The organism is Burkholderia cepacia ATCC 25416 (genome assembly GCF_001411495.1).
GTDB lineage: Bacteria > Pseudomonadota > Gammaproteobacteria > Burkholderiales > Burkholderiaceae > Burkholderia > Burkholderia cepacia.
Genome location: NZ_CP012981.1, coordinates 704,773 through 716,684 on the forward strand (window position 1 = coordinate 704,773; position 11,912 = coordinate 716,684).

Consider the following 11,912-nt stretch of genomic DNA (forward strand, 5'->3'; position numbering starts at 1 on the left):
AAAGTACGGGGGAAACCCCGCTCTTTTCAGTCGATCGGAACAGGGCCCGGGTCACGATAATCGCATCGTGTCATTGTCCGCCCGCTCGCCCGAGCGAGCTCAGTCGTCCCGCTCCGGAGAAACTCGACGCATGGATTCGCAGGCCAACTCGCTGATCAACCCAGACGCCCGCGCGGGCATCGCCAGCCCGGCGCCCGGCGCCGCCGCGGCCGCCGCGTTGCCGGGCGCGGGTGGCGCAGGCGCGGACTTCGGGCTTGGCGGCTTCGCGGAACGCATTCCCGGCATCTCGCGGATGAAGGGCAACCCGAAGCTGCCGTTCCTGATCGCCGTCGCGTTCGCGGTCGCCGTGATCACCGCGCTCGTGCTGTGGAGCCGCGCGCCCGACTATCGCGTGCTGTACAGCAACCTGTCGGATCGCGACGGCGGCGCGATCATCGCCGCGCTCCAGCAGGCAAACGTTCCCTACAAGTTCGCCGATGCCGGCGGCGCGATCCTCGTGCCGTCGAACCAGGTACATGAAACGCGCCTGAAGCTCGCCGCGATGGGGCTGCCGAAGGGCGGCTCGGTCGGCTTCGAGCTGATGGACAACCAGAAGTTCGGCATCAGCCAGTTCGCCGAGCAGATCAACTACCAGCGCGCGCTCGAAGGCGAGCTGCAGCGCACCATCGAATCGATCAACGCCGTGCGCGGCGCGCGCGTGCATCTCGCGATCCCGAAGCCGTCGGTGTTCGTGCGCGACAAGGAAGCGCCGAGCGCATCGGTGTTCGTCGACCTCTATCCGGGCCGCGTGCTCGACGAGGGCCAGGTGCAGGCGATCACGCGGATGGTGTCGTCCGGCGTGCCCGACATGCCCGCGAAGAACGTGACGATCGTCGACCAGGACGGCAACCTGCTGACCCAGACCGCCTCGGCATCCGGCCTCGACGCGAGCCAGCTCAAGTACGTGCAGCAGGTCGAGCACAACACGCAGAAGCGCATCGACGCGATCCTCGCGCCGATCTTCGGCACGGGCAACGCGCGCTCGCAGGTCAGCGCGGACCTCGATTTCTCGAAGGTCGAGCAGACGTCGGAAAGCTACGGCCCGAACGGCAATCCGCAGCAATCCGCGATCCGCAGCCAGCAGACCAGCAGCGCGACCGAGCTCGCGCAGGGCGGCGCGTCGGGCGTGCCGGGCGCGTTGTCGAACACGCCGCCGCAGCCGGCGTCCGCGCCGATCGTCGCCGGCAACGGCCAGAACGCGCCGCAGACGACGCCCGTGAGCGACCGCAAGGACCAGACGACCAACTACGAGCTCGACAAGACGATCCGTCACCTCGAGCAGCCGATGGGCAGCGTGAAGCGGCTGTCGGTCGCGGTCGTCGTCAACTATCAGCCGGTCGCCGACGCGAAGGGCCACGTGACGATGCAGCCGCTGCCGCCGGCGAAGCTCGCGCAGGTCGAGCAGCTCGTGAAGGACGCGATGGGCTACGACGCGAAGCGCGGCGACTCGGTGAACGTCGTGAACAGCGCGTTCTCGACCGCGAGCGACCCGTACGCCGACCTGCCGTGGTGGCGCCAGCCCGACATGATCGCGATGGCGAAGGAAGCCGCGAAGTGGCTCGGCATCGCGGCGGCTGCGGCGGCGCTCTACTTCATGTTCGTGCGCCCGGCGATGCGCCGCGCGTTCCCGCCGCCCGAGCCGGTCGCGCCGGCGCTCGCCGCGCCGGAAGATCCGGTCGCGCTCGACGGCCTGCCGGCGCCGGAGAAGGCCGAAGAACCCGACGCGCTGCTGCTCGGTTTCGAAAGCGAAAAGAACCGTTACGAACGCAACCTCGACTACGCGCGCTCGATCGCCCGCCAGGATCCGAAGATCGTCGCCACCGTCGTGAAGAACTGGGTGTCCGATGAACGCTGAAGGCTTGACCAAGAGCGCGCTGCTGCTGATGTCGATCGGCGAGGAAGAGGCCGCGCAGGTATTCAAGTTCCTCGCGCCGCGCGAGGTCCAGAAGATCGGCGCCGCGATGGCCGCGCTGAAGAACGTCACGCGCGAGCAGGTCGAGGACGTGCTGCAGGAATTCGCGAAGGAAGCGGAGCAGCACACCGCGCTGTCGCTCGATTCGAGCGACTACATCCGCTCGGTGCTGACCAAGGCGCTCGGCGAGGACAAGGCCGGCGTGCTGATCGACCGCATCCTGCAAGGCAGCGACACGAGCGGCATCGAGGGCCTGAAGTGGATGGACTCGGGCGCGGTGGCCGAACTGATCAAGAACGAGCATCCGCAGATCATCGCGACGATCCTCGTGCACCTCGACCGCGACCAGGCATCCGAGATCGCGTCGTGCTTCACCGAACGCCTGCGTAACGACGTGATGCTGCGGATCGCGACGCTCGACGGCATCCAGCCGGCCGCGCTGCGCGAACTCGACGACGTGCTGACGGGCCTGCTGTCCGGCAGCGACAACCTGAAGCGCAGCCCGATGGGCGGCATCCGCACCGCGGCCGAGATCCTGAACTTCATGACGAGCGTGCATGAGGAAGGCGTGCTCGAAAGCGTGCGCCAGTACGACGCGGATCTCGCGCAGAAGATCGTCGACCAGATGTTCGTGTTCGAGAACCTGCTCGACCTCGAGGACCGCGCGATCCAGATGGTGCTCAAGGAAGTCGAGTCGGAAACGCTGATCATCGCGCTGAAGGGCGCGCCGCCCGCGCTGCGCCAGAAGTTCCTCGCGAACATGTCGCAGCGCGCGGCCGAACTGCTCGCCGAGGATCTCGACGCGCGCGGCCCGGTACGCGTGTCCGAAGTCGAGACGCAGCAGCGCCGCATCCTGCAGATCGTGCGCAACCTGGCCGAGAGCGGCGCGATCGCGATCGGCGGCAAGGCGGAAGACGCGTATGTCTGATTCGGCGAGCGATCGCGCGGGCACCCTCACCGCCTACCAGCGGTGGGAGATGGCGTCGTTCGACCCGCCGCCGCCCCCGCCGCCGCCCGACGACGCGGCAGCGGCCGCCGCCGCGCTCGCCGAGGACCTGCAGCGCGTGCGCGACGCCGCGCACGCCGAAGGCCATGCGGCCGGCCATGTCGAAGGCCAGGCGCTCGGCTACCAGGCCGGTTTCGAGCAGGGCCGCGCACAGGGGTTCGAAGCCGGCCAGGCCGACGCGCGCGAACAGGCCGCGCAGCTCGCGGCGCTCGCCGCGTCGTTCCGCGAGGCCGTGTCGAGCGTCGAGCACGATCTGGCCGCCGACATCGCGCAGCTCGCGCTCGACATCGCGCAACAGGTCGTGCGCCAGCACGTGAAGCACGACCCCGCCGCGCTCGTCGCGGCCGTGCGCGACGTGCTCGCGGCCGAACCCGCGCTGTCCGGCGCGCCACATCTCGCGGTGAATCCGGCCGACCTGCCCGTCGTCGAAGCCTATCTGCAGGACGATCTCGATACGCTCGGCTGGAACGTGCGCACCGACGCGTCGATCGAGCGCGGCGGCTGCCGCGCGCACGCCGCGACCGGCGAGGTCGACGCGACGCTGCCCACGCGCTGGCAGCGCGTCGCCGCCGCGATCGGCAAGGTGAGCACGTGGTGACGCGGCCGCCCGAAGCGCTCGCGCACGACGGCCTGACGCCGCTCGAACGCGAGCTCGCGCTCGCGTCGTTCGGCCCCGACGCCGCACACGACACGCATGACGCACACCCGCACGGCGCCGCCGCAGCGGCCGACGCCTCCGGCGCCACGCCGCCCGCCGGGCACGCGCCGCGCGCGCCGCACAACCCGCATCTCGCGCACTGGCGCACGCACCTGAACGGCCTCGCCGCGCGCAGCCACCGCGCGCTGCCGCTGCGCCCGTGCGGACGCCTGACGCGCGCGGCCGGCCTCGTGCTCGAGGCGATCGGGCTGCGCCTGTCGGTCGGCGCCGAATGCACGATCGAACTCCCGCCCGGCAGCACGCTGCCGCACGCGGAAGCGGAAGTCGTCGGCTTCGCCGGCGACCGCCTGTTCCTGATGCCGACCACCGACGTCGCCGGCGTGCTGCCCGGTGCGCGCGTCTGGCCTCGCGAAACCGCGCCGGTGGCCGATCCGCTCGCGGGCGCGAAGCGTCTGCCGGTCGGCTGGGAGATGCTCGGGCGCGTCGTCGACGCGTCGGGCCGCCCGCTCGACGGCCTCGGCCCGCTCGCGTCGAAGGTCGACGCGCCGCTGTCGGCGCCGTCGATCAACCCGCTCGAGCGCGAACCGATCCACCACGTGCTCGACGTCGGCGTGCGTGCGATCAACGCGCTGCTCACCGTCGGCCGCGGCCAGCGGATGGGCCTGTTCGCCGGCTCCGGCGTCGGCAAGTCGGTGCTGCTCGGCACGATGGCGCGCTACACGAGCGCGGAAGTGATCGTGATCGGGCTGATCGGCGAACGCGGCCGCGAAGTGAAGGAGTTCATCGAACAGATCCTCGGCGAGGACGGGCTCGCACGCTCGGTCGTCGTCGCGGCGCCGGCCGACGTATCGCCGCTGCTGCGGATGCAGGGCGCGGCCTATGCGACGTCGCTCGCCGAGTATTTCCGCGACCAGGGCAAGCACGTGCTGCTGCTGATGGATTCGCTGACGCGCTACGCGATGGCGCAGCGCGAGATCGCGCTCGCGATCGGCGAGCCACCCGCGACCAAGGGTTACCCGCCGTCGGTATTCGCGAAGCTGCCGGCGCTCGTCGAGCGCACCGGCAACGGGCCGGAGGGCGGCGGCTCGATCACCGCGTTCTACACGGTGCTGACCGAAGGCGACGACCAGCAGGACCCGATCGCCGATTCGGCGCGCGCGATCCTCGACGGCCACGTCGTGCTGTCGCGTGCGCTTGCCGAAGCCGGCCACTATCCGGCGATCGACATCGAGGCGTCGATCAGCCGCGCGATGACCGCGCTGATCGACGAAACGCATCTCGACCACGTCCGGCAGTTCAAGCAGATGCTGTCGCGCTACCAGCGCAATCGCGACCTGATCGCGGTCGGCGCGTACGCGCCCGGCCGCGACGCGCAGCTCGACCGCGCGATCGCGCTCTATCCGCGCATCGAGGCGTTCCTGCAGCAGGGCTTTCGCGAATGCGCGCCGTTCGCGTCGAGCCTCGCCGGGCTCGATGCACTGTTCGACGCTTACGGAGGCTGATCCCGATGGCTCACGGCTTTCCCCTTCAGTTGCTGCTCGACCGCGCGCAGGACGACCTCGACTCGGCCGCGAAGCAGCTCGGCACCGCGCAGCGCGACCGCACCGCGGCCGCCGAGCAGCTCGACGCGCTGCTGCGCTACCGCGACGAATACCACGCGCGCTTCTCGCAATCCGCCCAGCACGGGATGCCGGCCGGCAACTGGCGCAATTTCCAGGCGTTCATCGACACGCTCGACGCCGCGATCGCGCAGCAGCGCAGCGTGCTGGCCGCGGCCGAAGTCCGCATCGACGAAGCACGCCCGAACTGGCAACAGAAGAAACGCACCGTCGGCTCCTATGAAATCCTGCAGGCGCGCGGCGTCGCGCAGGAAGCGAAGCGCGAAGCCCGGCGCGAGCAGCGCGATGCCGACGAACACGCCGCGAAGATCCTGCGCATGCGGGCCGACGCGGCCCGTTCGTCGTAACCGACCACCGCATTCGAACGAGAGAACGTCATGCCTCCCCTGCCCCTGCTCGGCGCGCTGCTCGACACCGCCGGCACCGCACTCCAGGCCGCCCGCGGCTCGGGTTCGTCCGGCGCCGCTGCCGGCAACGATGCCGCGACCGCCGTGCCGTTCGCGCAGACGCTGAAGCAAAGCGTCGTCACGCGTCGCGATTCGTCGAATGCCGGCGCGCCGGATGCTTCGACGAGACAGGCTTCGTCGAAGCCGGCCGCCGGCACGAAGCCGTCCGCGACCGATGACGACGACGCGACCGACGATACGACCACGAACGCCGCCGCCAACCCCGACGCCGCTGCGCTCGCGGCCGCCGCGGCCGTGCAGGCGCAACTGCAGGCGCGCATGGACAACGCGGCGCCGGTCGATCCGGCTGCTGCCGCCGCCGCTGCGCAAAAGGCGGCCGTGTCCGGCCAGCCCGATGCCACGGCCACGCTGGCGGATCACGCGGCCACGGACGCCGCCGCGGCCGCCCAGCCGGCCGCGCCCGCGTCGGGCCGCGATGCGCTGCAGACCGCGCTCGACAGGCTGACGGGCGGCTCGGGCGCGATCGCGATACCCGCGGCCGGCGCGACCGCGTCGGCACCGGCATCGACCGCATCGACCGGCGCCACCGCACCGCTGACACCGAAGGTCCCGACCTTCGACCGCACCCTCGCCGACGCGAAGGGGGCGCTCGCGCCCCAGCAAACGCCGACGCAGGCCACCGCGCAGGCGCTGCAGGCCAACGCGAATGCGCAGTCGGGCGAGCAGCACGCGCTCGCGGCAGCCGGCGACGCGACGGATCCGGCCGCCAGCGCGACGCTCGCGGCCGGCGCAACTGCGGCCGCCGCGACACAGGCGAACCTGCAGTTGTCGCCGGCCGCGGGAGCGATCGCCGCGGCGAACGCGCACGTGCTCGCCCCGCACGTCGGCACCCCGGACTGGACGGACGCGCTGAGCCAGAAGGTCGTGTTCCTGTCGAATGCGCACCAGCAGAGCGCCGAGCTGACCCTCAACCCGCCCGATCTCGGGCCGCTGCAGGTCGTGCTGCGCGTCGCGGACAATCACGCGCACGCGCTGTTCGTGTCGCAGCACGCGCAGGTGCGCGACGCGGTCGAAGCCGCGCTGCCGAAGCTGCGCGAAGCGATGGAATCGGGCGGGCTCGGCCTGGGCAGCGCGACCGTCAGCGACGGCGGCTTCGCTTCGCAGCAGCAGAACCCGCAATCGTCCTTCGCCGGCGGGCAGTCGTCGCGGCGCGGGAGCGGCGGATCGTCAGCCGTCGATGCACCGGTCGACGCTGCGCAATCCGCACCGGTCGCCGCGAGCGTGAGCCGCGCCGGCCTCGTCGATACGTTTGCCTGAGCATGACTGCCCGCGTGCGCGCGCCGTTCAGCGGCCGTGCACCGCGGCAGCCGCCTCGCCGCGCGACACGCCGCCCTTGCGCGCCGCGACGATGAAGTCCGCCGCGCGTTCGCCGATCATCACCGACGGCGCATTCGTGTTCCCGCCGACCAGCGTCGGCATCACCGACGCATCCACCACGCGCAATCCTTCGACGCCGCGCACGCGCAGTTGCGGATCGACGACCGCGTGCGCGTCCGACCCCATCCGGCAGGTGCCGACCGGGTGGTAGATCGTGTCGGCATGCTCGACGATCGTCTTGCGCAGCTCCGCTTCGCTCTGGTCCGCCCGCGTGTACAGCTCGCGCCCGCCCTGCGACGCGAGCGGCGCCTGCGACAGGATCCTGCGCATCGCCTGCGTGCCCCGCACGAGCAGGTCGAGATCGCGCGAATCGCTGAAGAAGCGTGGATCGATCAGCGGTGCGTCACGCGCATCGCCGGTCGCGAGCGTCACCGTGCCGCGGCTGAACGGCCGCAGCGCGCACACGTGCAGCGAATAGCCGAAGCCCCAGTGCATCTTGCGGTTGTGGTCGTCCACGAGCGCCGTGCAGAAATGCAGCTGCAGGTCGGGACGCTCGAGCGACGGATCGCTCTTGATGAAGCCGCCGGCCTCCGCGACGTTGCTCGTCATCATCCCGGTGCGGCTCGAGAAATAGCGCGCGAGCGCGGGCGTCATCTTCGCGATCCCGCGCAGGCACACGCCGACCAGTTCCGACGAATTCACGCGCGTGTTGATGATGAAGTCGATATGGTCGATCAGGTTCGTGCCGACGTCCGGCGCATCCTGCACGACGGCGATCCCGTGCCGGCGCAGTTGCTCGGCCGGGCCGATTCCCGAGCACATCAGCAGTTGCGGCGAATTGAACGCGCCGGCCGACAGGATCACTTCCGCGCGCGCGTCGAGCGTCTCGACGCGCCCGTTGCGCGCGACCGCGACGCCGGCCGCGCGCTTGCCGTCGAACGTGACGCGCAGCACCGTCGCATCGGTGATCACGTGCAGGTTCGGCCGGTTGCGGCCGTAGATGTACGCACGCGCGACGCTGCAGCGCGAGCCGTCGCGGTGCGTGACCTGATAGAAGCCGACGCCTTCCTGCGTCGCGCCGTTGAAGTCGTCGTTCAGCGGATAGCCGGCCGCATGCGCGGCCTGGATGAATCGTTCGGAGAACGGATTGCGAAAGCGCAGATCCGACACCGACAGCGGGCCGTCCGCGCCGTGCCACGCATCGGCGCCGCGTTCGTTGCCTTCCGCGCGCCGGAAATACGGCAGCACGTCCTGCCAGCCCCAGCCCGTCGCGCCGAGCTGCGCCCATTCGTCGTAGTCGCCCGGGTGGCCGCGCGTGTAGATCATCGCGTTGATCGCGCTCGAGCCGCCCATCCCGCGCCCGCGCGGCTGGTAGCCGCGCCGCCCGCCGAGGCCCGGCTGCGGCACCGTCTCGTAGCCGTAGTTCGTGCCGAGCTTGAACGGTACCAGCGCCGCGATGCCGACCGGCATGTTGACCAGCAGGTTGCGTTCCGTATGCGAACCGGCCTCGATCAGCGCGATCGTCGCATCGGGGCAGGCATCGGCGAGACGGCCTGCCAGGCTCGACCCGCCCGACCCGCCGCCGACGATGATGTAGTCGTATTGCATGTCACGTCTCCGTCGTCTCATGGAAGGCGCCCGGCACCGCCGCGCGACCGCGTCCTTGTAGTGTTCGGGCATTGTAGGAATCGCCACCATGCGCGCGGCGCGCGGATTCAAGAGCGATTCCTCTAAACGCTCGCGTGAACTAAATTTAAGATGTATCGATTCGCTTTGCGCGACGCGCCGGCCACGAGAAGCCGATCCGTCGCGAAACGGGAGAGACGACGATGCAGCGCCAGGTTCTGCAGGCCGCGTGCCGACCGGGTTGTCCGGATGCGATGCGCGCAGCCCGCATTTCATTTCAAACGGCTGCCCGCGCGGAGGTGCCCCGCGTCATGCGCGCAGTCGATCGAAATCGAACGGCACGCGTCGTCGCCGACCGTTTGGACGGTTTGTCGCCACGGCGGCACGATGCGCCGCGGCATGGTTTGACGGCCCCGTCGCGCCACCCCGCTTCGGTGCGCAGGCGGGCAGTCGCGCCGTGGCGTCGCGCGCCCGGCAACGGTTGCATCGCACTGCCTGCCCACGCGCCGCAACACGGTTTCTGGATGCACACACCGTCGCGCGGATGCGACGCCTGCTGCACGCTTGAACCGGTTTTCGAGCACACGTCGCATCCGGCCCCGCGCCGCGCGACACGCACCACCCCGATCCGCGTCGCCGCGCTCGCCGAGCGTGCGCATGCGGCGTGACGGCCGGCCGACCAGCCAGGCCCAACTGGAGGAGACGACATGAAGAACGACCTGCTCGAACTGGCCCCGCAAGCACTGCCGTCGGTCGATGCACTGACGTCGCTGCTGCGCGACCAGCGCGCGGCCTACCTGCGCGCACCGTACCCGGCTTGGGAAACGCGCGTGCAGCACTTGCGCGCGCTGCGCACGATGCTGATCGACCACGCGGACGCACTCGCCGAAGCGATCAGCGCCGATTTCGGTCATCGCGCGAAGCAGGAAGTGCTGCTGTCGGAAATCTGGATGGCGAAGGAAGAGATCGACGACGCGCTCAAGCACGGCAAGCGCTGGATGAAACCGATCCGCAAGCCGATGAACAAGTGGCTGCGCCCGGCGCGCGCGAAGGTGATTCCGCAGCCCCTCGGCGTGGTCGGCATCGTCGTACCGTGGAACTACCCGGTGCTGCTCGCGGCCGGCCCGCTGATCTGCGCGCTCGCAGCCGGCAACCGCGCGATCATCAAGATGTCCGAACTGACGCCGCGCACGTCGGCGCTGTTCGAGCAGCTCATTGCGAAGACCTTCACGCGCGACCACGTCGCGGTCGTGAACGGCGATGCGGAAGTGGGCGCCGCGTTCAGCGGGCTGCCGTTCGATCACCTGCTGTTCACCGGCTCGACGCACGTCGGCCGCCACGTGATGCGCGCGGCCGCCGACAACCTCACGCCCGTCACGCTCGAACTCGGCGGCAAGTCGCCGGCCATCGTCGGGCCGAACGCGCGCTTCGATGCGGCCGTCGACGCGATCGTCGCGGGCAAGACGCTGAACGCGGGCCAGACCTGCATCGCGCCCGACTACGTGCTGCTGCCGCGCGGGATGGAGGCCGCGTTCATCGAGCGCGCGCGGGCACGGTTCGCGAAGATGTACCCCGACCTGTCGACCAACGGCGACTACACGACGATCGTGTCGCCGCGCCACTACGCCCGGCTGCAGCAGCTCGCCAGCGACGCGCAGGCGGCCGGCGCGCAGCTGCATCCGCTGTCCGACGCGCAATCCGATCCTGCATCGCGCCGCTTCGTGCCGTGCGCGGTCACGCAGGTGCCGGCCGCGTCGCAGCTGATGCAGGAGGAGATCTTCGGGCCGCTGCTGCCGCTCGTGCCGTACGAGCGGCTCGACGAAGCGATCGCATACGTGAATGCGCGCCCGCGTCCGCTTGCGCTCTACCTGTTCGACGAGGACGGCGGCACGATCGACCGCGTGATGCGCGAAACGGTCTCGGGCGGCGTGTCGATCAACGAAACGCTGATGCACATCGCGTGCGGCAGCCTGCCGTTCGGCGGTGTCGGTGCGAGCGGCATGGGCGCATATCACGGCTACGACGGCTTCGTGACGTTCTCGAAGATGAAGCCGGTACTCACGCAGGCGCGCCTGAACACGCGCAACCTGCTCGCGCCGCCGTACGGCAAGCGCTTCGCCGCGCTGATCAAGCTGATGCTGAAGTTCTGAACGGAAGGGATCGAACGGGCCGCGCGCATCGCGCCGCGGCCCGCACCGGCAGGCCGCGCGGCGCCGGTGCCGCGCGCGCCGTCATACGGGCCAGAGCGGCCCTTCCTGCATCGCGCCGATCTGCTCGCGCAACTCGAGCACGCGTGCTTCCCAGTAGCGGTGCGTGTTGAACCACGGGAACGCGGCGGGGAAGGCGGGATCGTCCCAGCGTCGCGCGAGCCATGCCGCGTAGTGGATCAGCCGCAGCGTGCGCAGCGCTTCGACGAGACGCAACTCGCGCGGCTCGAATTCGCAGAAATCCTCGTAGCCGGCCAGCAGGTCCGCGAGCGCACGCGACGCGCCTTCGCGATCGCCCGGCAACAACAGCCACAGATCCTGGATCGCGGGCGCCATCCGGCTGTCGTCGAAGTCGACGAAGTGCGGGCCGGCATCGGTCCACAGCACGTTGCTCGGATGACAGTCGCCGTGCGTGCGCAGCAGGCGGATCTCGCCCGCCCGCTCGAACGCGGCCTCGACGCCTTCGAGCGCGAGCGTCACGGCGGTCTCATACGCGGGCCGCACATCGTCCGGAATGAAATCGTGCGCGAGCAGGTAGTCGCGCGGCTCGTAGCCGAACGTACTGATATCGAGCACGGGACGCGCGGCATACGGCTGCGTCGCGCCGACCGCATGGATCCGGCCGATGAAGCGGCCGAGCCATTCGAGCGTGTCGCTGCGGTCGAGGTCAGGCGCGCGTCCGCCGCGCCGCTCGAAGATCGAGAAGCGGAAACCGTCGAACGCGTGCAGCGTGCGGCCGTCGAATGTGCGCGCGGGCACCGCCGGAATCTCGCGCGCGGCGAGCTCGGCGACGAACGCATGCTCTTCGAGGATCGCTTCGTCCGACCAGCGGGCCGGACGGTAGAACTTCGCGACGACCGGCGGGCCGTCTTCGATGCCCACCTGATATACGCGGTTTTCGTAGCTGTTGAGCGCGAGCAGGCGCCCGTCGGTGCGCAGGCCGGCCGGCATCAGCACGCTGTCGAGCGCGTCGAGCACGCACTCGGGCGTGAGTCCGGCGAACGGCGGGCCGGCGGGAGAAGCGGGAGCGGAAGTGACGTCTTTCATGCCCCGCATTGTGC

The 11,912-nt window shown here is 70.3% G+C and carries 10 protein-coding genes; 8 read left to right on the forward strand and 2 right to left on the reverse strand.

What is annotated here, in order from left to right; all coding sequences use genetic code 11:
• Positions 1-130 precede the first annotated feature (130 nt).
• Genes fliF through APZ15_RS03260 form a run of 6 tightly spaced genes read left to right on the forward strand, consistent with a single transcriptional unit; the run spans position 131 to position 6,958 of the window.
• Positions 131-1,894 (forward strand): flagellar basal-body MS-ring/collar protein FliF, encoded by a 1,764-nt coding sequence (gene fliF / locus APZ15_RS03235; protein ID WP_027788888.1) that lies wholly within the window; start codon positions 131-133, stop codon positions 1,892-1,894.
• The gene (gene fliG / locus APZ15_RS03240) at positions 1,884-2,879 is read left to right on the forward strand and encodes a flagellar motor switch protein FliG (protein ID WP_027788887.1); all 996 of its coding nucleotides are present in this window, start codon (positions 1,884-1,886) and stop codon (positions 2,877-2,879) included. The genes fliF and fliG overlap by 11 nt, the downstream gene beginning before the upstream one ends.
• Complete coding sequence (gene fliH, locus APZ15_RS03245; RefSeq protein WP_049117285.1) at positions 2,872-3,555, forward strand: flagellar assembly protein FliH; 684 nt, start codon at positions 2,872-2,874, stop codon at positions 3,553-3,555. Before fliG ends, fliH begins: the two co-directional genes overlap by 8 nt.
• Complete coding sequence (gene fliI / locus APZ15_RS03250) at positions 3,549-5,117, forward strand: flagellar protein export ATPase FliI (RefSeq protein ID WP_027788886.1); 1,569 nt, start codon at positions 3,549-3,551, stop codon at positions 5,115-5,117. Before fliH ends, fliI begins: the two co-directional genes overlap by 7 nt.
• A 5-nt stretch (positions 5,118-5,122) precedes the next feature.
• The gene (gene fliJ, locus APZ15_RS03255) at positions 5,123-5,581 is read left to right on the forward strand and encodes a flagellar export protein FliJ (protein ID WP_021163734.1); all 459 of its coding nucleotides are present in this window, start codon (positions 5,123-5,125) and stop codon (positions 5,579-5,581) included.
• A gap of 30 nt (positions 5,582-5,611) precedes the next feature.
• Positions 5,612-6,958 carry a flagellar hook-length control protein FliK gene (locus APZ15_RS03260; RefSeq protein WP_049096925.1) on the forward strand — a complete coding sequence of 449 codons (1,347 nt, stop codon included), beginning with the start codon at positions 5,612-5,614 and terminating at the stop codon, positions 6,956-6,958.
• A 27-nt stretch (positions 6,959-6,985) separates the two neighbouring features.
• On the opposite strand, the gene APZ15_RS03265 is transcribed toward APZ15_RS03260, so the two are convergent.
• Complete coding sequence (locus APZ15_RS03265; protein WP_027788884.1) at positions 6,986-8,626, reverse strand: GMC family oxidoreductase; 1,641 nt, start codon at positions 8,624-8,626, stop codon at positions 6,986-6,988.
• 221 nt (positions 8,627-8,847) lie between these two features.
• Between APZ15_RS03265 and APZ15_RS40675 the strand changes: the two genes are divergently transcribed.
• Positions 8,848-9,312, forward strand: coding sequence for a hypothetical protein (locus tag APZ15_RS40675; RefSeq protein ID WP_155253132.1), 465 nt, complete (start codon positions 8,848-8,850; stop codon positions 9,310-9,312).
• A 39-nt stretch (positions 9,313-9,351) separates the two neighbouring features.
• Positions 9,352-10,794, forward strand: coding sequence for a coniferyl aldehyde dehydrogenase (locus APZ15_RS03270; protein ID WP_027788883.1), 1,443 nt, complete (start codon positions 9,352-9,354; stop codon positions 10,792-10,794).
• An 81-nt stretch (positions 10,795-10,875) separates the two neighbouring features.
• Here APZ15_RS03270 and APZ15_RS03275 read toward each other — a convergent pair whose 3' ends face one another.
• Positions 10,876-11,898, reverse strand: a complete 1,023-nt coding sequence (locus APZ15_RS03275; protein WP_027788882.1) for a serine/threonine protein kinase — start codon at positions 11,896-11,898, stop codon at positions 10,876-10,878.
• Positions 11,899-11,912 lie beyond the last annotated feature (14 nt).

Coding starts and splice junctions, on each gene's coding strand:
- fliF (WP_027788888.1), top strand. CDS start 131: ATGGATTCGCAGGCCAACTCGCTGATCAACCCAGACGCCCGCGCGGGC.
- fliG (WP_027788887.1), top strand. CDS start 1,884: ATGAACGCTGAAGGCTTGACCAAGAGCGCGCTGCTGCTGATGTCGATC.
- fliH (WP_049117285.1), top strand. CDS start 2,872: ATGTCTGATTCGGCGAGCGATCGCGCGGGCACCCTCACCGCCTACCAG.
- fliJ (WP_021163734.1), top strand. CDS start 5,123: ATGGCTCACGGCTTTCCCCTTCAGTTGCTGCTCGACCGCGCGCAGGAC.
- APZ15_RS03260 (WP_049096925.1), top strand. CDS start 5,612: ATGCCTCCCCTGCCCCTGCTCGGCGCGCTGCTCGACACCGCCGGCACC.
- APZ15_RS03265 (WP_027788884.1), bottom strand. CDS start 8,626: ATGCAATACGACTACATCATCGTCGGCGGCGGGTCGGGCGGGTCGAGC.
- APZ15_RS40675 (WP_155253132.1), top strand. CDS start 8,848: ATGCAGCGCCAGGTTCTGCAGGCCGCGTGCCGACCGGGTTGTCCGGAT.
- APZ15_RS03270 (WP_027788883.1), top strand. CDS start 9,352: ATGAAGAACGACCTGCTCGAACTGGCCCCGCAAGCACTGCCGTCGGTC.
- APZ15_RS03275 (WP_027788882.1), bottom strand. CDS start 11,898: ATGAAAGACGTCACTTCCGCTCCCGCTTCTCCCGCCGGCCCGCCGTTC.